This window comes from Paractinoplanes pyxinae (genome assembly GCF_026626335.1).
GTDB lineage: Bacteria > Actinomycetota > Actinomycetes > Mycobacteriales > Micromonosporaceae > Actinoplanes > Actinoplanes pyxinae.
Genome location: NZ_JAPNTZ010000030.1, coordinates 14944 through 33887, shown reverse-complemented (window position 1 = coordinate 33887; position 18944 = coordinate 14944). Strand labels below are relative to the sequence as shown.

The window sequence follows — 18944 nt, the reverse complement described above, 5'->3', positions numbered from 1 at the left end:
AATGTGACCGACGGCAGCGCCCACATCACGACGCAAACGCCGGCGCAGGCGGACGGTGACCACGACGGCCGAGACAGCCGACAACGCGCCCAGCGTACAGATGAGGATGATGGCCCGGGTGCCGCTCCGTGTCGAGGCCTCACCCTGGCGTTGCACATCTGCCTGTACCTGGGCAATGAACCCGGCGATAGCGTTCTGAAGCTTCAGACGTGCGGGCGCGATTTTATCGGCGTTGAGCTGCGACAGAGTGATCAAACTGCCGATTTGTACCCGCCGTTTGATCGACGGGGTCAAGGCCGCATCGTAGGCCTCTTCGGCCGCGGAGACTTCGTTGAGCAGCGCGGCCTGCCTCGCATCGTTGATCAGCGTACGTAGTTGATTGACCGTGCCGAGGAATTGGGCCCGGCTATCGGCGATAGCTGCCAGGTGCTCAGTAGTTGGATTCAAAATATAGAATCGGTAGTCGCCGATTCGTCTCTCTGCCAGAACGTTCAGCTGTTCGCTCGCTGACAGCCGGTGGGTCGCTGACGCAATCACGGCGTCTTTACTGTTGGTGACCGAGGTCAGCATGACCACGCCGGCTGCACCCATCGACACCGTCAGCCCAACGGTCAGGATCAAACCCCCGATGAGCATGGCACTGAACGTTTTTCTGGCTCTTCTCACGGTTGCTCCTCGGCGAGAGTTACCAGACGATCGAGCGTCGAGCATGCTCGGTGGCCAAGCAGGCAACTCCGATAGTCGCAGACAGAAGCCGCAGGCGAGCACCGTTCGGCTACATCCCCTGATCGGCGCCGTCCAGGCGTAGACACGCCGCCAACGCCGTACCAGCCAAAAACCGCACACCCTCTCACTCAGTGCATCCGTGAAAGTCGCTCTGGGCGACGGCAACTCGCTCGCAGTTCACAGCACGGCTGTCGAAAAGATTAGCGAGGCTGACGCCCACGCTGCACCGGATGGGGGTCCCTGGCGGTAGACAGCTCTGCTGATGCTTCTCAGTGGCGGAACCGGCCGGAGAGCAAACGCAGTTCTTGCGACAAGGACGCCAGTTCAGTGGCTGCCGCTTCGGTCTGCGTAGCTGCCTCGTGAGTGAGAATTGTTGTGTTGGCCACGCGGCTGATCGAGTCAGCCACACCGGTGGCGGAGCGCACCGCAGAGTCGATGCTGGCGACGATCTTACCTGTTGCATGTGTCTGACTCGTGACCGCCGACGAGATGGTGCCCTGCAGATTATCGACGCGATCGATCACCTCGGTGATCCGGGTAATGGCTTCGAGCGCACCGGTGGTGTCGCGTTGCATGGCAGCAACCTTGGCGGTGATGTCGCCTGTCGCCGTGGCTGTCTCCCTCGACAGGTCCTTGACTTCGCCGGCGACCACCGCGAAGCCCTTGCCCTGCTCACCGGCCCGGGCCGCCTCGATCGTGGCGTTGAGGGCCAGCAGATTGGTCTGTTCGGCGATTGCCGTGATAATGCTGACGACCGCAGACACCTGCTCGCTGGAAACACGAAGACGCTCGATCGTCTGATTGGTGGAAAGGGCCAGCTCGACCGCCTCACGGGCGACGGAGCCCGCTTCGGCAACCGCCGCGGTGATGTCGTCGATCGACATCTCGAGACCGTGCGCGGATGCGGTGGCTCCATCGACGCTAGCCGTCACTTCCGTAATCTGCCCGCTGGCTTGACCCGCCTCCGACGAGGCGGTACCCGCGCCCTCGGACAGCTGACGGCTCGTGGCGCTCAACTCCTCGGAGGCGGCGGCCACCGCACTCGCGTTGTTACCGATCTCCTTCATAGCCCCGCGCAGGGAACGAGCGATGTCGTCCAGACTGCCGCCGAGTTGCGACAGTTCGTCGCCGCCCGCCAGAGTCGCGTCGACGGTCAGATCGTATCCGGCGATGGCCCGGGCCGCCGCGAGGCTGTGATGCACGCGTCGGGCGATGCGCCGCGCGAGCAGCAGCGCCGCCCCGCCCAGCAGAACAGCCGACACGAGGCCGGTCACCACGGTGAGGCGTTTAGCGTTGGCCGCCACTGTTGCCGCCTGCTCGGAGGACTGCTGGACGCGTTGATTGATGGCCGTGGCCAGATCGGCGACGGCCAGTGCGGCCTTGGCGTCGACCTTGTCGTAGGCGGAGCGGGTGGCCAGTGCGGCCGTACGTCCGGGATCGGAGGCGACACGGCTGGCCAGCGTAACCATACGCTGACCGGACGCGATCAGTTCATCAAGAACGGGGAGCACCGCATCAGCCGGCGCGCGTAGGTCGGGAACGTAGCGGATGACGTCGTCAACGCCGGTACGAGCCTGGGCGACGTTGTCCCCGAGCCGGTCCAGAACGCTCTGACGTTCGGTTGCGTTATTGGTCACCAGGGTAGCGAGGACGTTGCCCCGAAACAGCGCACGGGCGATGTCGATCGACTGGGCCGCCTGCGATGCGCGTGCGGCATCACGGGCCAGTACCTGCTGGTCGGCGATGGAAGAGGTGCCGCGGTAGCCGATGGCTCCGGCCACGATGACCAGCACGAACCCGGCCACGGCCAAGGTCGCGATCTGACGGCGGATGGTGAACTTCATATCGCCTCCTGTCCCTGCAGGCACGCTATCGCCGTCGCCGGCCCGGCATGACCAGATCGGCTAAGGGCTGTACCGCAACGGTCGATGAAACATAGGAGGCGACTCCGGAGGCCCGTCATGCGTATCGTCAACGTCCTTGCCGTCCTGGTCGTCTCCGTCGCAGGCTTGACGGGATGCGCAGCGAGCGAACAGGCCGAGCATTCCATCGACCGGCTCGCCGAAGCACGCACCGCGCTCGCCGGCTCCGTCAACCGAGGTGGCGTCCTGGTGTTCGGAACCGACCCGACGTTCGAACCCATGACGTTCAAGCGCGGCTCCGCCTACGCCGGGCTGGACATCGACATCGCCCAAGCCATTGCAGCTAAGCTGGGCGCCCGCGTCGAATGGCGCACCGTGCCTTTCGGTGATTTGCTCAAGCAGGTCAGCAGCAAGCAGATTGACGCGTCGATCTCGTCGATGTTCGACCGGGCCGAGCGGCAGAAGAAGGTCGACTTCGTCGACTACCTCAATGCCGGCACCTCCATCGTCGTGCCGAAGGGCACGGGCGATATCGGAGGCATGCCGGGGCTGTGCGGCCGGCGGGTAGCGGCTCAGCCGGACACCGTCTTCGTCGACATGGCAAAGGCTCAGAAAGCTGCTTGCGGCCGCAAAAACCTTACTGTCGTGCTCACCGACCGGCCCTCAGCCTCGGTACGTGACGGGAAGGCTGACGCCGCGCTCAACGACTTCCCCATCGCTGCGCTCGACGTCGAGAAGATGACCTCGCTCGAGCTGTCGGGGCCACAGATCGAAGCCATCCCGTACGGCATCGGCGTGGCCAAGGACCGTAAGCCGCTCACGGCTGCGATCCAGGCCGCCCTCTACTCGGCGATCAGTGACGGCACGTACGACGCGCTGCTGACCAAATGGAAAGTCAAGGAGGGCGCCCTGCGCACCGGCGCCATCAACGGAGGAGCCTAGGTCTCCGCAGATCTCTACGGCGGTTGCGAGAACGGCACCGTCGAACAGCGCGGCGTTGGACGAGCATGCCGGCGCCTGAAGGTGGTGGGCGAAGCGCGGGAACACGAGCGACACCCGTCGTACGGCAGGCTCAGCGGACAGTCACAGCCAGTTATGGAACGGACGGCCGATGATCGCCTATTATGGTCATCACCTCAGCTGTAGACACGCTGAGCTGTGCCCCAGCACGACAGCCGCTGCGCCTGGTGGCCGACGTGAAGTCCTACTGCGTTGTGTCCGAGGCGCTGGGGGCAAATATTGCAGATCCCTGAGGCGCCGACCTGCCGCAGGCAACCCCTGCGTCACCCTCCTGCCCTCCGGACGGTGCGAAGCGGTGACCTGGTCATACAGCCGCATGACAAGACTTGCCCGCACGACACAGCGCCGTGTACGGGTGACTTCTCGGGCCGGGTGGTTTGACGCCCTGATGCTTGCGGGCATATCAGGTGGCGCCGCAGCGGGACTTCCTTCCGCTGATGCCACCAGGGAGCCTGACACATGACGGTCATCACCGCCTCCGCCCTACCCGCCGAGAACGCCGCGGCCGGTGCGACCAGTACCGACACCGCGAGCGAGTTGATCGCGGCGATGGTGGCCTTGCCGGCCGGTCATCCTTGCCGGGCGGCGCTGCGTGACAGGACCATCGAGGCGTGGTTGCCGCTGACCCGTCACCTCGCCCAGCGCTATGCCGGGCGTGGCGAGCCGGTTGACGACCTGTTCCAGGTCGGCGTCGTCGGATTGATCAAGGCGGTCGATCGGTTCCAAGCCGACCGCGGCATCGACTTCATCGGATACGCCATTCCGACGATCATGGGCGAGATCAAGCGTCATTTCCGTGACCGCACCTGGTCCGTCCGGGTTCCACGGCGGCTGCAGGAACTGCGCCTGGCGATCACCGCGGCCAATAACGAGCTCACCACCAAGCTCGGCCGGGCGGCCACCGTGACTGACGTTGCCGCCCATCTCGGCGTGACCGAGGAGGAGGTGCTGGAAGGGTTGGAAGGGGCACGCGCGTACAACGCGACCAGCCTGTCCACCCCGGTCAGCGCGGAGGGCACCACCGAACTCGGTGACACCCTCGGCGGCGAGGACCGTGAGTACGAGATGACCGAGTTCCGCATCGCGCTGGGGCCTGCTCTGGCGACGCTCGACGAACGTGAGCAGAAAATCATCCATCTGCGCTTCTACGGCAACCTGACTCAGACGCAGATCGCCGAACATGTCGGTGTCTCCCAGATGCATGTCTCGCGTCTGCTCACCAAGGCTCTGGTCAAGTTGCGCGCTCAGATGGGCGACTGCTGAGTCCGCTGCGGCGTGTCACCTGTCTAACGCCGGTGCCGTCCGACGTCTTCGCCGCCTCAGACACTTGCCTAGGTGGCCTTACACAATGCTTCAGCGCCAGTCGGCGTCGCGCTGTCGTATCGACGCGCTATGACACCGGCATCTCCGGGTTCACCGGGCCCTGCCACTGCAAAAGCAGGACTGTGGCGTCGTCCTGAAGGCAGTCGTCCTGGTGCTTGAGGATGGCGTGCACCAGCCGCCGCGCGGTTTCGGCGGCGGGCAGACTCTCCGACAGGGCCCGTTCGGCAAAGCTGATGAGCCGGTCAATACCGAAGGCGTCGCCGTCGCGGTCGCGTGCCTCGATGATGCCATCGGTGTACAGCAGAATTTGGTCGCCGGGCTCGAGAACCTCTTGGACGATGACGGGTGGCCGCCGGTCGCCGAGGGTGACGGGCAGGGCAGTGGGTGTGGGCAGGACTGTGACGACCCGGCCACGGCGCAGCACGATGCCACTGGGGTGCCCGGCCGAAATTACTCGAAGGATGCCGGTGTGCTGGTCGAGTTCCGCCAGGACCGCGGTGATCAGGCCAGTGCGGTCGTGTTCACGTACGGCGTTGTCGAGGTGATGGTAGGTGGCCGTGAGGTCCATGGCGGCGCGGCGGGCGTTGCGGTACGCGGCTATGGCAATGCAGGCGAGCACCACGGCCCGCATGCCGCCGGCCGAGCCGTGGCCGACGGCGTCGAACAGCGCCAGGTGGGCGGTCTCGCCGTTGACGGCATAGTCGAAGGCGTCACCGCCGACGTCGTAGCACGGCTCGAGGATGCCAGCGATAACCGTGCGGCTGGTGGCGAAGGTCAACGGGGGGAGCTGGGCGCGCAGCATCTCGGCGGCTAGCCGCATGGGCTCACGGCGGCGCAGTCGTTCAATGGTGTCGCTGTACAGGTCACCGGTGACCACAAGCTCGCCCACCAACGCAGCGACGGTGGCGCAGTCGGCGACCTCCTGATCGGTAAGCGGCCGATCGGCAAAGACCTGCAAGACACCCATGCGTTCGCTGCCGTCCAGCAACGGAACCCAAAGCACCTGCTCGCCGTCATCCGGCCGGCTCAAGGTAGGGGACACGGTGCTGTATGCCCGGCCGGCCAAGGTGCCGTCGATCGGTTCCGGCTTACCGGCCGGTGACCGGTCGCCGGTTAAGGGCAGGAGCGTCCGCTGCTGATGGTCGACGACGTAAATCACTAAAGCTTGCACGCCGAGCAGCGGGGCCGCCTGCATGGCCATGTCAGCCAGATCCTCGGGGCGAGCGCGGTATCCCTGTCGAATCAGCTGCCGTACCGCTTCGAGCGCGCCCACCGCATGACCTTCCCTCCGCCGGTTCGCACCCCGATCGATCGCCGAGCTAATCCGACGTGGACACGATAACGTCCGGCGTCATTATTTGCGGTGGCAGACACCCGAGAGCCTCTTGCCGTAGAGGCGCGGGGCCGTGACTTTACAGCAACGAAACTCTAGGACCGGATCAGGGGTAGGGCAAGCAGCGCAACGCAACGAAGGGGAGACTGTCACACCGCCCTCTGCAAGTATGCAGTTTACGGCATAAACATCGAGTTATACGTGCGCTGAGCTGCAACCAAGCATCGACGCCCGATGTGTCACCTGCGTCGTTTATGTCATAAACGATGCTGAGGCCGCCATCTCGTCGCATTGGAGAGTGTCGAAGACAGCCCATGAAGGCAGCGCGCACGACTGAAGGTGTATGGCTAGCAATAATCGTCCATAACGAGTTTGCCTTGGCTGCTCGAGAGGGTAATCGACGGCTCGGCTTCATCCCCGAGCCCTTAAATCGAAGGACCCTAAATGTCAGACAGAATCACTGACGGCGTCGGCGACATGCTGCGCTCCATCCTGCTGTTCCTGCCCAAGGCGCTGGCATTCCTGGTCATCCTGCTGGTGGGCTGGCTCATCGCCAAAGCCGTCCGCAAGCTCGTCGACAAAATCCTCGAGCGTGTCGGATTCGACCGGTTGGTGGAGCGCGGTGGTGTCAAGACCGCCTTGCAGCGCTCGAAGTACGATGCCAGCGACATCATCGCCAAACTGGCCTACTACGCAATCCTGCTGTTCACCCTGCAGCTCGCCTTCGGGATCTGGGGACCGAACCCCATCTCCGACCTGATCACCGGCGTCGTGACATGGCTGCCCCGGGCCTTCGTGGCCATCCTCATCATTGTGGTGGCCTCCGCCATCGCCAAGGGCGTCAAGGACCTGATCACCGCCAGCCTGGGCGGCCTGTCCTACGGCAAGCTGCTTGCCAACATCGCCTCGGTATTCATCCTGGGCCTGGGCATCATCGCCGCGCTCAACCAGATCGGTGTCGCCACCACCGTCACGACTCCCATCCTGATCACCGTCCTGGCGATCATCGCCGGCGTGCTCATCGTCGGCGTCGGCGGCGGCGCCATCAAGCCAATGCAGCACCGGTGGGAACGCTGGCTCAACACCGCCGAGCAGGAAGCCTCGAACCTGACCGCCCGCTCGGCCGGCGGCTACCCGACCGGTGGCGGCGTCACCAACACCCAGCCGAACACCCTGCCATCCCAGTCCGCCTACCCGGCTACCGAATCGCCCACCGTGCCGATCAACCGCAACAGTGGTGGCACTCTCTGATTCAACCGGCGCGCTGCGGGCTGGTCGCCAACCGGCCAGCCCGCAGTGCGCTGGATCAAAATCGCCGTGGTGAAGCGGCGTATGCAGCGATCAGTTCCTTCCGACAGGAACACCGGTGCGAGCACAGCTGTCGGATCCGCATATATTTGCTGGTAGGCAAAGGCCGCACGTCGAGAGGTCATGTCGAGTGGAAGCCTCACCGATGACAGTGTTGGTCGTCGACGACGACGACGCCGACACCCTCATGATCCGAGAAGCGCTCGAGTCGGCGGATCATCCCCCCACCGTGTACCGCGTCGTCGACGGGCAGGAAGCGCTCGATTACCTGTATCAACGGGGCGAACATGCCGAGTCGCAGCGCCCGGACCTGGTGCTGTTGGACCTCAACATGCCTCGCCTCGGAGGCCATGAGGTTCTGGCGCATATCAAGAGTGATCCCGGTCTGAAGACGATCCCGATCGTCGTGCTGACTACTTCCAGCGCTGCCGAAGACATTTTGGCGAGTTACGGCGAGCACGCTAACGCGTTCGTCACGAAGCCGATGGACCTCGACTCGTTCGAGTCGGTCGTCCAGCTGATCAATCGCTTCTACTCAGAGATCGCTGTTCGGCCCGGCGTCTGACGGCGGAGGGTTCGCCGAGGCGGCCGTCGGCGATGGAAGCTTTGATGACACTCGCACTTCATCGAGTGAGCGGTCTGCGCGCGGGTAGACGCAGGCAGGCCGTGGTGCCGTCTGCCTCGGGTGAACAGGTGAGCGTCAACGAACCGCCGTGTGCCTCCACGATGCCGCGGGCGATGGCCAAACCCAGACCCATCCCGGGCACCGCGTTGCGCCGTGCCTGCTGACCGCGATAGAACCGCTGCGTGACATGCGGTAGTTCATCGGCGGGGATGCCCCGCCCGTAATCGACGACCTCGATGCACGGCCGCTCTGAGGTTGTCACCCGCACGAGGATCGGGCTCGTCGCCGGGGAGTAGAGCACCGCGTTGCGCAGCAAATGCTCGGTCGCCTGACAAAGCCGGGTGAAGTCGCCCTGCACGGTTGCTTGCTCGCCCACCGTTTCAATGGAGATGTCCGCCGGGCGGCCGTTGAGGTGATTGACGCAGAGGACTGCTGCTGTCTCCGCGACGGCGGCCAGATCGACCGGTTCGCAGCCGAGATCCATCGCCGCGCCTACCGGCACGGCGCCGGCCAGCAAGTCGTCGACCATGCGGACCAAGCGGGCTCCGTTGCGGCGCATCGGCTCGAGGAACGGCTGATAGGCACCGGAGGAGTCCTCGTCGACGAGCAGCTCCAGATAGCCGAGCATGCTGGTGACAGGAGTCCGTAATTCGTGCGAGACGGTGGCGACAAGATCCTCTTCCCGGCGAACGAGACGAGACAGTTCCTCACCGACCTCGGTCAAAGCGAGACGGCTACGGATTGCGGCGAGATGACCGGCGGCTTGTCCAGCAAGCCGCTCGAGAAGGTCACGCTCACGGTCGTCGAATTGCCGGGCCTGGTGACCCGCCACGGACAGGACACCGACGACGTGACCGTCCTCGTCGACGATCGGGGCGCCGGCGTAAGAGCGGATGGAAGACTCGCCGACGGGATCACTGAACGCCTCAAGCCATGGCTGCGCCCGGATGTCACTGATGATCAGCGCGCGGCCCGTAGCAACGATGCGTGCGCAGATCGACCGGGCAGCCGGTGCATCATCGCTGGTCAGCCCCACCGCGCCGGCAAACCACACGCGCTGCTCATCGACCAGAGACACAGCGGCGATCGGTAGGTCGAACATCGACGAGGCCAGGTGAGCGAGGTCGTCGAGTATTCGCCGCCGTGGCTGGTCGAACAGCTGATAGCGGTGCACCGCAGCCAGCCGAGACTGCTCCGCCACGTCAACTGGCAGCCGGCGAGCGCCACGCTGATCACTCAGCTCCGCCTTCGGCTCTGCGGAAACAGACGCGTGCGCTGCTGGTTGCAACCGAGCAGAAGCAGACCCGCCGGCGATCTTTGGTCGCGAACGCTGATTTGCCAGGCAGGATGTTGCGCTGCCGACGTCCGACGGCTGTCCCATGGTCGTCTCCGCGGTCTAGGCGAACGTGTAGTGCCAGAACACTCGGCAGAGAGAACCGGTTCACACAGCAAACCAGCAGGTGCAGATCAGGGGCAGCCATCGGCCGACGACGTGTCGAAGCTCTGCAGCGTGACAATGAGGCACTGCAGCATGACAATGAGGCACTGCCGAAGGTGGCGGAAACCGCTGCCCGCATCTGCGGCACGTCTATGGCTGCAGTAAGCCTCGTCGGTCTGCAATACCAGCACTTCGTCGCTGGGCTCGGCTTCGACCTTTCACCCATGAGATCGCCTCGTCATTCTGTGTGACGGCGCTGTTGACGCCGCACGATGCGCTGCTGATCCCGGACGCCTCCCGCGACCCTCGATTCGCGCACTTCCCGGTGGTCGCCGGCGCACCCCATGTCAAGACGTACGCGGGTGTGCCGCTGTTGTCAGACAAGGGCGTACGCTAGGAACCGTCTGCGTCCTCGACAGCCGGGCGAACGCTGTGCCAGCCGATCGGCTGGCCGACCTGACGGCGCTGGTCCAGATCGCCGAGCGGGGGGTTGCAAGCCGAGCAGCTGGCCGATGAGGTGGCTCGAACGGTGCGGATGCTGGCTGTCGCCAACGAGACCGAAAGAGCGTCGAAGGAACAGCTCCGAACGGCATTCGACCACGCCACGACCGGACTGACGCTGGTCGACGACTCAGGAAGGTACGTACGCGTCAACCGTGCCTTTGCAGACCTGCTCGACTACGGCACCGAGGAGCTGGTAGGCCGCAGCTTCCGCGAGATCACCGCGGATACCGATCACGACGCCGACGTTGCCGTCGCCAACGACTTGATCAGCAGGTCGCGCCGGGCTGCGCTCAGAGAGAAGCGGTACGCCGAGAGGGCTCGCTGATGCCCGTGCCGGTTTCGAACTCTCTGATCCAGCCGACGGCGGGCTGTCCCTGGCAATTGCTGAACACCGTCGAGTCGCTCGCCGAGCGGCGCGCCGCCGAGGCGCGGCTTCTCGAAGTGCACTCTGCAGTCGACGGCATCTTCAGCCTCGACGAACGCAGCCGCGTGATCGCCTGGACCCTAGGCGCCGAGCGGCTGCTCGGCTATCCGGCAGCCGACATGCTGGGCCAAAACCTCGATCGTCTGGTCCCGCCACGCTGCCGCGACGCCCACAACGCCGATGTCAGCCGCGTCGCCGCCGGAGGAAAGGCTCACCTGGTCGACTCCACTGTCGAGGTCCCGGTGATCCACGCGGACGGCCGGGACCTGATAACCGAACTGTCGCTGTCGCAGTGGTCTCAGAACGGCAAGCCCCATTACATCTGTGCTTCGCGCGGCACGCGTCATCCTGCGTGACATCAGCGCCCAGCAGCGCACTGAACGGGTAACCGCGCTGATCCGCCACGCCGCCGTGACGGCCAATGACACGACCACCTTCTCTGAGGCCGCCGCTACCGTCATGCAGCAAGTGTGTTCCCGGCTGGGCTGGGTGGCCGGGCGCGCCTGGGCTCCCGACGGCGGGCCGGCCGTGTGGCACGTCGACGAGAACCATCACAGCTCCGCGCTGTGCAGGCTTCGAGAGCTCGCCGAACGAGGCGGCGCGCCGACTCATCAGGAGATGGCATTTGAGGCCGAGTCGAGAGTCGCGACCGGCCCGGAGGACCTGAAGCCGATGGGGCCGGCGGTGCAGCTCTGCGGCGTCGGCGCTGCAGTGGCCGTTCCCGTCCTGGCCCGGGGCGATGTCTGTGGGATCCTGGCGTTCTACCTTCCTGGACAACGCGTCGATCCATCAAGAGATCGTGGCCGGCCTCAAGCAGGTCGGGCTGGTGCTCGGCCGGGTCGTTGAGAGGCAGCGGGCCAGTGAGTCGCTGGCCTGGCAGGCCACGCACGACCCGGTGACCGCCCTCGCCAACCGGGGCCTGCTGCTGGAGCACATCGGCCTCACCCAAGACGACATTTTCAATCCTGCAGAGGTGCGTAGCGCCGTCCTGTTGATCAACATTGACCGGTTCCGCCAGGTCAACGACTCTCTGGGCCATGTGGTCGGCGATCAGGTGCTCAGGCTGATAGCCGAGCGCTTACGCAGCAGTGTCGGCCCCGACGATTTGGTGGCCCGGCTCAGTGCCGACGAGTTCGTGGTGCTCAGCTACCAGTCGGCAGATGCCAACTTCTGTGCGCTCGCCGAACAGCTGCAACGGGCCGTCAGCCAACCCCTCATGGTCGGGGGACATCAGATGCGGCTGCGAGCCGGCATCGGCATCAGCCTGATCAGCTTCGAGCAGAACCTGCCCGCCGCTGTGCTGCGCAGCGCCGATTCCGCCTTGCGCCATGCCAGAACGCGCGGATCTGAGCAGGTGTACATGTTCGACGCCAAGCTGGCCGCCGCAGTGGAGCAGCGAATCAAGGACGAAGCCGGCCTCGCACGAGCGATAGCTGCGGTGAGCTAATCCTGCACTACCAGCCGGTCATCGCCCTTGATACCGGCCTGCCCGTCGGCGCCGAGGCACCGGTGCGCTGGCAACGGCCCGGTGAAGGCATGGTGCCGCCCGACCGGTTCATTGCCCTTGCCGAGGACAGCGGACTGATCGTCGAGCTGGGCACGTGGTTACTGCGACAAGCCTGCCACGATGCCGCAGCCTAGCCGCACGACGTGCCGGCCCTCGCCTCCGCCTCCATCAGCGTGAATGTGTCCGCCCGCCAACTGACTCATCCGCGCTTCGTCAGCGATCTGCAGGCTGCGTTAGCTGACAGCGGACTTGACCCGCAGCGGCTGATCCTCGAGGTGACGGAGACCGCGCTCATCGGCGAGCCTGACGTCGCCATCGAGACGCTGCATGCAGTCCCGGCCTGCAAGGTGCAGATCGCATTGGACGACTGCGAAATCGGCTAGAGCTCCCTCAGCTACGTGCAGAACCTGCCCGGGACAATCCTTAAAGATCGATGAGAGTTTCGTCGACCCCATCGTGAACTCGGCCTCCGGCACCGCGCTCAGCGAGGTGGTCATCAAGGTGGCCCAGGCCACCGTTCTGCGCGCGGTGGCCGAGGGAGTGGAAACCCTGGAGCAGGCCGCCGCATTGCGGCACCTCGGCTGTCACCGTGGCTAAGGCTTCATCCGGTCCCGGCCAGTGCCGCAGAACGACCTTCGAGCCGCACTGTCCAAGATCGCAGCGGTTCAGGTGGTTGAAGCGCGGGTCAGACAGCAATCACGCAGGGCACTTCGTACGCAGACGACTTCTGCATGCTGCCAGATCCGCGAAGCGGCTAGCTGCAGCTGCAGTGGCTGAACCAGCAAGTCCCTCGAGCTCAGCGGTTGCTGACGAAGGTGCCGACGGAGTCTGGATGCCCAGCACTGACGGCCATGGCGGCTCTCTGCCATGGGCTTCAACCGCCCGCGCTCAGGGCTGTGCGCAACGTTGCCGGCGTGAAAACCTCCGGGGAGAAACCGGCCGTAGGAGCCGCTGTGAACGAGCGTGGCGGCGCCTATCCACAGCGGCGCTCCCCATCCGACGGTAGGCCTCATATCAACGGTCGTCCAGCACTTCGCCAAGCCTCGTTCTCTATGGGCCACACTCGAGCGCTCGGGCACTGCCTCGGCTTGAGCGCGGACTGGCCGTCTGTCGTCATCGGCATATCGGAATGTCGGCCCATACAGTCTCTCCCGCGTCACGGTGTTGAACACTCCAGTCACGGGGCATAGCGGCTACCAGTAGCAGACCTCGTCCTCCGACACGACGAGGATCCGGCGGGTATTGCCTGGACCGGTCGTTACTGGAGTCGAACACCTCAACTCGGATCACGTCACCATGGCAGCGGACGTGTTGTCGGACGCCATGGCTTACTGGGCCGCGTTTCGGGCTATGCGGGCGGCTTGCGTGGCTGCGATGATGTGGTGAGCCCTGGAAAGGGTGGCGCGCGAACGAATCATTGTGATGCGAGCTTGAGTAATGGCGGACCGTTTACGGTCAGGCGTGACAGCCAGCCGGTGCGGTCCCTTGTGCAGGTGTGCGATGTGGAAGGCCAGCAGGTCAGGTAGCAGTTGTGTTGCCGTATCGACGGCCCGAAGTTCGGCTGTACACCAGAAACGTGGCCATGGTGCGCCAATCGTCAGCGTTGCGAAGACTTCACCGCTGTCGTCGCGGACCGGCAAGGCAGCGTAGGAGCGAAGGCCATACTCGCCCAAGCCACGGGCGACTGTGATGCCATGGCGAGAGTCCGTATCCTCGACGATTAGCGGAAGTCCGCCACTCGGCACGTTGCCGCTCAGGGGAACCGCGTCGGGGAACGTGGAGCCAATCTTCAGCGCACCGATTCCTCGACACGCCAGTACGACCTGGTCACCGTCGTGCGTCAGCGACACCACGGCCGCCGGTACGTCACAGGCGGCCACCACTAGCTGGAGAAGCCTGTCCAAGGCTGGTAAACCCTGTGTCTCCGGCGTAGGGCGCTGCCTCGTCTTAGAAGTCACGTCAATCTCGTCGGTAGGAGTGTTCACCGCTGCTGGTGCATGCCGGTAAAGCATCTCAATGCAGTATGCATCACGGCCTGTAAAACCGTGTCGTGCTTGCCAATAAAGGGGGCACCAGCCGCATGCTTCACCTGCGTGCAGACAGGGCGTCGCCGGCCCCTACATGCCCAGCGGCTAAGCCTTCCAGGCAGACGGACTGATTATGCGGCACCGGATCGATCTGGATGACGGCGATCTCGGAGCCGTCGTGGCCGGTGACCGCCGCGACGTAGCCGTCAGCCGCCGTCGGGCCTGGCCCGGGTCGATGTCCGGTAGCCGACGGGGGCGGTCTGGGCGGTGCGTAGTTAGTCCGCCAGCGCGGACGCCAACTGTCCGACTCGGATCCCGTGGCCTATTCGCCGGATTCCCATAATGGGAGAGGCCATCGCGGGTAGAACGGCGGCTCGTGGACCCTGGCCCGGGGTACTGCAGAGGAGTTTGCCGCCTCCAAGGAGCTCATGGCGCCAACAGAGCTGAGGCCGAAGACGTTTCCGGTGTCCGCCTTGGTCAGCATAGTGTCCAGGTCCTCAACCTTGCGGGCGATGCACTGACGATCCTCGTAGGGCCTCTGGCTTCCTCTGCGACCGCGGGATCGCGGAGTAGACGGTGAAGCTCGGCGTGAATTTGCTGCGATGTCCCCGTCATTCTGGGTAGCGCCGTTGCACGGGTCGCTGCAGTCATAGACGCTTCGGGGAGAAACCATTACGCGACGGTGACACAAGCGCCCGCCTGAGGCGTTGCGCCACCGCCGCATGCATTGGCTTAGCCAGCGATCTTGCTCAGGTGAGTAATTCCCTGAGCCGCAAGTACATACTTGTTGCTCGCCAAGTCAGCGATCGTCTTGATGTCGAAGGCCTTCTGCAGCGCCTCAGCGTCGGCCTCGCTGACGCCAGCCAGCGCAGACACTGGAGCGTTGGCAAGCTCGGACAGTGAGCTGGACTCGTACGCCTTGTCCAGCGTCTTGTCGAGGTTCACCGAGATCGGCATCGTGACTTCCTTCCAGTCAGAGAGCGCGGATGTGCCACGCCCAGTGCCTCAGCGACTTTGCCGCCGAGGCGCCAAATGAAACCTGTCAAGGTTCGACACCTCCCATGAGGGGTCACCAGCGAGTGATCTGGAAGGATCCGGGCCTGCGGCGGCGATCGTCGGGGGGCGCGGTTGGTGCCGCGCGCCTTCTGTGCGGCGTAAGCTGCGCGGCCCCCATCTCACCGCTGGCTTCGTACGCGAGTTTCAGCGCGGGTGTCGCTCAGTTAATGCACCACTGAGATTCGCCTCTCTCGACCTCGCGAGTCAGGTGCCACCCCACTGCACGTCCGGCTGACGTGGCGACGGCAGCACACCGTTCACGCAGGGCGCGCATGCCTGCGGCGAAAAGCGAATGCCAGCACAAGCGCGCAACTCGCCGGCAGAGGCCCATCTGTACGTTTGCGTCCCGCCTGTGGTGGGCCGTTGAGCTGTTTAACAGTGAGTTTGTGGTTGACGTCAGTCAGAAGACCGAGGAACAAAGCGATCTGCGGCTGCGCCGGGTCATCGCGCTCGCAAAGATGGTCGTGCATGACGGGATCTGGTATTTCCAGGAGTCGCGGTCTCGAGCCCTCCGCCGCTGTCGGATGACACTCTTGCTGTGGTGCGTGATCAGCAGTCGTGGAGTACTCTGGTGCCCCTCGTACGGGTGCCGCCCGAGGCGGTCGAGCGCTTTGGAGTGTTCTCGTTCCACTTCCCCGTCGGCGTCGATAACAGCGGTTTCGTGGGTTGGCTTGCCACTCATCTGAAACGCCGTCTGGGTACAGGCGTTGTCGTCGTGTGCGGCAGCAACCGCGCGCGAGGCGGCATCTACGACTACTGGGGCTGTTCTTACCACCTCGTGCCCCAAGTCACGTCAGTCATTAAAGAGCCGTCCGTACGGTAGAGAACCGACCGGGGAGGGCCAAGCCAGGCCCTTCCCGGGAGTCTCTGTCGGCCGTGCAGTCCGTTCCCTCGCCGTACTGCCTCAGTACAACAGCCAGCTAGTCATCCAGTGGCCGAGTTCGACTACGGCGGACATTTCCGCCTCAGCCAATCCGCCAGGGCGACGTGGATTGACGTGATAGAGCAGCTTGGTCACCTCGACGATGAGCCCGCTCGTGATCCTTAACCCTTAGGGTCCCGGCAGGGACTACGGCGATCCGGGCGACATGCACGTCCAGGTAGTGGACAGCGCCCGGCCTTCCCTCGGGAGTCCGGTACCGGCTAATCGAACGGCTGCCCGCGCCTACCGAGGCTCCACCACCGTCAAGGGAACCGGACTCGGCAACTACATCGTTCGGGGACTCGCCCACGCCAACCACGGCGACGTTCACTGCGAATACAATCGCCGGCGGCGGGACGATCTTCACTCTCGCCCTGCAAACGGCACACCACCCCAGATCCTCAGAAGGCGAGCCACCTGCCGGATAAGCAAGCTCGTCTTGCTACGCCGAATTCGCCGACGACGACGAATGATTAACGAGCTCCGCCGATCGATACCGAGAAAATGCCAGCTCCGCCTTAAATCACGTCGCAGCACGGCCGTGATGTTTGCCTACTCCTTACACGAACAACATATGCGATTTGTGTCTTCGGCTCAGCCGCGGTCGCTACCGTCCGATCTTTCAACTATGGGCATACACCTCGGCCGTACCCGCCTCAAAAGCAACGTGTCTGCCGTTGAAAAGTCGGCGACGCCAGCGGTGCAGCCCACGGTGATGGCGAGAGCTGTCGTGGCGTTGCCAACCGCCGGGCCGGGCGTGCTCGTTGAGGCAAACGAGGCATTTTGTATATTAGCTGGCCACCGCCAGGATGAGCTCATCGGCCAGCCATACACCGCACTCATCGCTCGCGTACACGCCATCCGAGTCGCCGTACTGATCTCAGCGATGGCTCACGGCGAAATCAACCATGTCGCAGAGACCTGGCGTCTGATGCGTGCCGACGGCTCAACCGTCGACGCGTCGGTTTGCATGATTATGGCGCACGATGGTCAGGGAAAGCAATATGCGATCATCGAAGCTGTCGCCACCTAGAGTGGCCGGTACGGGTGCGACAGCCACGCAATCCGACGATTTCTAACTTGTCAGATTTTCGGCGAGATGATTGGTGCGCCACGGCAATTACCGAACGTCAGCCACGAAGGCGTTCATGGCGCAGGCGAAGCCGATCAATCAATTCACACTGATAGCGAATAGGGGAGTCCCTGGTGGCCGGGGCATCTTCTCGATGTCGAGTCGTTCCCGCGAACCAGACGCCGCTGCACACGGACGTCAGGCTGACCTACCCACTACGCGAGCAACCATCGAACGAGTGGTTAGGTCGAGCACACCCATCACGTCAAGAACGCGCCGCGCGACGCCGTGAGAACCGACGAACCTGTAACCGAGACCCCGGTTCCAGCGCTGCCCGGCGGTGTCGCCTTCGACGAGGAAGATCAGCCGGCTTTGCGAGCTGGCGCCGATCTTGGCAGCGATCGGGTGTAGGTGGCGAGTAGGGTGCTGTCCTCATCGCCGCTGGGCGTGGTCGGCGCCGTCTTGAGCGACAGTACAGGAATGGACACTCCGAGCAGCACGGCGGCGGTGACACCGGCACTAGTCCGGGCCGGCTCACGACGGTACGGATTTCCCATCCAGGAAGCCCAGCCGTGCAGAGCGCGCGGTCCGCGCCGCGGCTCCGCGACGAGGCGGGACGCGGCCCATGGCGCGGGTCAGCGCGGGCCGTACGGTCAGCGCCATCAGGACGGCGATGGCGACGGTGATCGCCCCGGGTAGCCCCATCTCGGTGAGGAAGCCGATGCCGACGAGCGACAGTTCGGCCAGATGATGATGACGGTGGTTCCATGTTGGCGCCGGCGGCCACCAGCGATCCGTCGGTGATCAGCAGGATGACGAAGGTGAGCATCGCGCCGGCGAGCTCGGTGGACATACCGCGCCCTCGCCGATCAGGTTGCCGATAGAGCCACCCACCTCTGCGTCCTAGTCCTTGGGTGCAGGCCTTCTCCACGATGGCGGCCACTAGTTCGTACGCGGCTGCGGCGGTGTCATCGTCCAGAGCGGTTAACGACAAGGTCGCGACCACCGGCCGTGACCAGAGGGACCACTCATATGGCAACGTCAGCAACGCCGCACCTCCGACGCTGACAGCCCAGGTGGTGAGGACGGCCCGCCGGCGTGCCAGCAGCAACACCGTCGAGGCTGCCGCCACGCACATGCTACCGAGGACGAAGCCGTCGTCGTCGGTGCGCGACAGCGGCGTAGAAGCGGACGTGCGGTTCCCCGGTGACGATGGTTCGGTGCTGGACGGTCGCGTCAATGCGGGCATCCTGGATGACAAGCATGCGCGGTCGTCGATCAGGCGTGCGCCGAACGAGGTGTCGCGCGGGCCTTGGGGTCGGGCATCCCGGTGCTGTCGGCGAACCACCGCCGATCTCGATTAACCAGCGTCACCGTGGAGATCGCCGTTTCGAAGACGTAGGCGGCCAAGCGAGTCAGCTCATCGAGAACGACGGCGCGAGCCGCGTCTAGCAGTCCGTCGCCGCGCACTGCCGCCATGCAGGCGTGTTCGTCTGTCGCATAGGTCATGCCCTTCCTCTGGGCTGCGGATAATTGACACCGTTACCACGGACGTCGACGACCGCGCCTGCAAAACCCCGGGCCAATGCGGCGCCCGATAGCCAGATTCGTCTAAAAATAGCGAATTGACGCCGGCGCAGACCGCGTGAGGCTCGCCTACCTGTTCCCACAATCCAAGCTCAGCGAACGTCGCGGCGAACGACCCGCCTGTGAAAGCCGCGTGCGTATTTAGCACATTGGCGACTCCCTGCTGAGGCTATGGGCGGCACGCCCGGCCGCGCACGGTGATCGATCCGG

General features: G+C 64.5%; 18 protein-coding genes and 3 pseudogenes. 13 read left to right on the top strand and 8 right to left on the bottom strand.

What is annotated here, in order from left to right; genetic code table 11:
* Both OWR29_RS47535 and OWR29_RS47530 read right to left on the bottom strand, forming a co-directional pair.
* Positions 1–666 (bottom strand): annotated as a pseudogene (locus OWR29_RS47535) (hypothetical protein); the annotation flags it as partial.
* 329 nt (positions 667–995) lie between these two features.
* A complete protein-coding gene (locus tag OWR29_RS47530) occupies positions 996–2570 on the bottom strand; it encodes a methyl-accepting chemotaxis protein (protein ID WP_267570318.1) in 1575 nt (524 codons plus the stop codon).
* A 117-nt stretch (positions 2571–2687) separates the two neighbouring features.
* Here OWR29_RS47530 and OWR29_RS47525 point away from each other — a divergent pair, with 117 nt between their 5' ends.
* Both OWR29_RS47525 and OWR29_RS47520 read left to right on the top strand, forming a co-directional pair.
* Positions 2688–3530 carry a transporter substrate-binding domain-containing protein gene (locus OWR29_RS47525; RefSeq protein WP_267570317.1) on the top strand — a complete coding sequence of 281 codons (843 nt, stop codon included), beginning with the start codon at positions 2688–2690 and terminating at the stop codon, positions 3528–3530.
* Between the two features lie 537 nt (positions 3531–4067).
* Positions 4068–4871 (top strand): SigB/SigF/SigG family RNA polymerase sigma factor, encoded by an 804-nt coding sequence (locus OWR29_RS47520; protein WP_267570316.1) that lies wholly within the window; start codon positions 4068–4070, stop codon positions 4869–4871.
* 127 nt (positions 4872–4998) lie between these two features.
* Here OWR29_RS47520 and OWR29_RS47515 read toward each other — a convergent pair whose 3' ends face one another.
* Positions 4999–6204 (bottom strand): PP2C family protein-serine/threonine phosphatase, encoded by a 1206-nt coding sequence (locus tag OWR29_RS47515; protein ID WP_267570315.1) that lies wholly within the window; start codon positions 6202–6204, stop codon positions 4999–5001.
* 504 nt (positions 6205–6708) lie between these two features.
* Between OWR29_RS47515 and OWR29_RS47510 the strand changes: the two genes are divergently transcribed.
* Together OWR29_RS47510 and OWR29_RS47505 are read left to right on the top strand one after the other, a co-directional pair.
* On the top strand, positions 6709–7515 hold the full coding sequence (locus tag OWR29_RS47510; protein ID WP_438872750.1) for a mechanosensitive ion channel family protein: 807 nt from the start codon (positions 6709–6711) through the stop codon (positions 7513–7515).
* Between the two features lie 202 nt (positions 7516–7717).
* A complete protein-coding gene (locus tag OWR29_RS47505; RefSeq protein WP_267570313.1) occupies positions 7718–8137 on the top strand; it encodes a response regulator in 420 nt (139 codons plus the stop codon).
* A 58-nt stretch (positions 8138–8195) separates the two neighbouring features.
* Here the strand turns inward: OWR29_RS47505 and OWR29_RS47500 are convergent, their stop codons facing one another.
* Positions 8196–9371: a sensor histidine kinase gene (locus OWR29_RS47500; protein ID WP_267570312.1), complete on the bottom strand. Its 1176-nt coding sequence runs from the start codon at positions 9369–9371 to the stop codon at positions 8196–8198.
* Between the two features lie 403 nt (positions 9372–9774).
* Between OWR29_RS47500 and OWR29_RS47495 the strand changes: the two genes are divergently transcribed.
* The 7 genes and pseudogenes from OWR29_RS47495 to OWR29_RS47465 all read left to right on the top strand — a co-directional run bounded on the left by OWR29_RS47495 (position 9775) and on the right by OWR29_RS47465 (position 12667).
* Positions 9775–10032 carry a GAF domain-containing protein gene (locus OWR29_RS47495; RefSeq protein WP_324291321.1) on the top strand — a complete coding sequence of 86 codons (258 nt, stop codon included), beginning with the start codon at positions 9775–9777 and terminating at the stop codon, positions 10030–10032.
* Between the two features lie 138 nt (positions 10033–10170).
* Positions 10171–10464, top strand: coding sequence for a PAS domain S-box protein (locus OWR29_RS47490; RefSeq protein ID WP_267570311.1), 294 nt, complete (start codon positions 10171–10173; stop codon positions 10462–10464).
* On the top strand, positions 10464–10919 hold the full coding sequence (locus OWR29_RS47485) for a PAS domain S-box protein (RefSeq protein WP_267570310.1): 456 nt from the start codon (positions 10464–10466) through the stop codon (positions 10917–10919). Before OWR29_RS47490 ends, OWR29_RS47485 begins: the two co-directional genes overlap by 1 nt.
* Positions 10888–11409 (top strand): hypothetical protein, encoded by a 522-nt coding sequence (locus tag OWR29_RS47480; protein ID WP_267570309.1) that lies wholly within the window; start codon positions 10888–10890, stop codon positions 11407–11409. Before OWR29_RS47485 ends, OWR29_RS47480 begins: the two co-directional genes overlap by 32 nt.
* Positions 11363–12010, top strand: coding sequence for a GGDEF domain-containing protein (locus OWR29_RS47475; protein WP_267570308.1), 648 nt, complete (start codon positions 11363–11365; stop codon positions 12008–12010). Before OWR29_RS47480 ends, OWR29_RS47475 begins: the two co-directional genes overlap by 47 nt.
* A pseudogene (locus tag OWR29_RS47470) lies at positions 12010–12453 on the top strand (EAL domain-containing protein). Before OWR29_RS47475 ends, OWR29_RS47470 begins: the two are co-directional and overlap by 1 nt.
* Positions 12398–12667 carry an EAL domain-containing protein gene (locus OWR29_RS47465; RefSeq protein ID WP_267570307.1) on the top strand — a complete coding sequence of 90 codons (270 nt, stop codon included), beginning with the start codon at positions 12398–12400 and terminating at the stop codon, positions 12665–12667. The pseudogene OWR29_RS47470 and the gene OWR29_RS47465 overlap by 56 nt, the downstream one beginning before the upstream one ends.
* Positions 12668–13398: 731 nt before the next feature.
* Here the strand turns inward: OWR29_RS47465 and OWR29_RS47460 are convergent.
* Both OWR29_RS47460 and OWR29_RS47455 read right to left on the bottom strand, forming a co-directional pair.
* The gene (locus OWR29_RS47460; protein ID WP_267570306.1) at positions 13399–13974 is read right to left on the bottom strand and encodes a GAF domain-containing protein; all 576 of its coding nucleotides are present in this window, start codon (positions 13972–13974) and stop codon (positions 13399–13401) included.
* 855 nt (positions 13975–14829) lie between these two features.
* Positions 14830–15054, bottom strand: a complete 225-nt coding sequence (locus OWR29_RS47455; RefSeq protein ID WP_267570305.1) for a hypothetical protein — start codon at positions 15052–15054, stop codon at positions 14830–14832.
* Between the two features lie 371 nt (positions 15055–15425).
* Here OWR29_RS47455 and OWR29_RS48225 point away from each other — a divergent pair.
* Together OWR29_RS48225 and OWR29_RS47445 are read left to right on the top strand one after the other, a co-directional pair.
* Positions 15426–15976, top strand: a pseudogene (locus OWR29_RS48225) (DUF6196 family protein).
* 727 nt (positions 15977–16703) lie between these two features.
* Positions 16704–17108, top strand: a complete 405-nt coding sequence (locus OWR29_RS47445) for a PAS domain S-box protein (RefSeq protein WP_267570304.1) — start codon at positions 16704–16706, stop codon at positions 17106–17108.
* A 573-nt stretch (positions 17109–17681) separates the two neighbouring features.
* Here the strand turns inward: OWR29_RS47445 and OWR29_RS47440 are convergent.
* A complete protein-coding gene (locus OWR29_RS47440; protein ID WP_438872751.1) occupies positions 17682–17885 on the bottom strand; it encodes an MMPL family transporter in 204 nt (67 codons plus the stop codon).
* Positions 17886–18425: 540 nt separating this feature from the next.
* Complete coding sequence (locus OWR29_RS47435; RefSeq protein WP_267570302.1) at positions 18426–18656, bottom strand: hypothetical protein; 231 nt, start codon at positions 18654–18656, stop codon at positions 18426–18428.
* Positions 18657–18944: the final 288 nt, after the last annotated feature.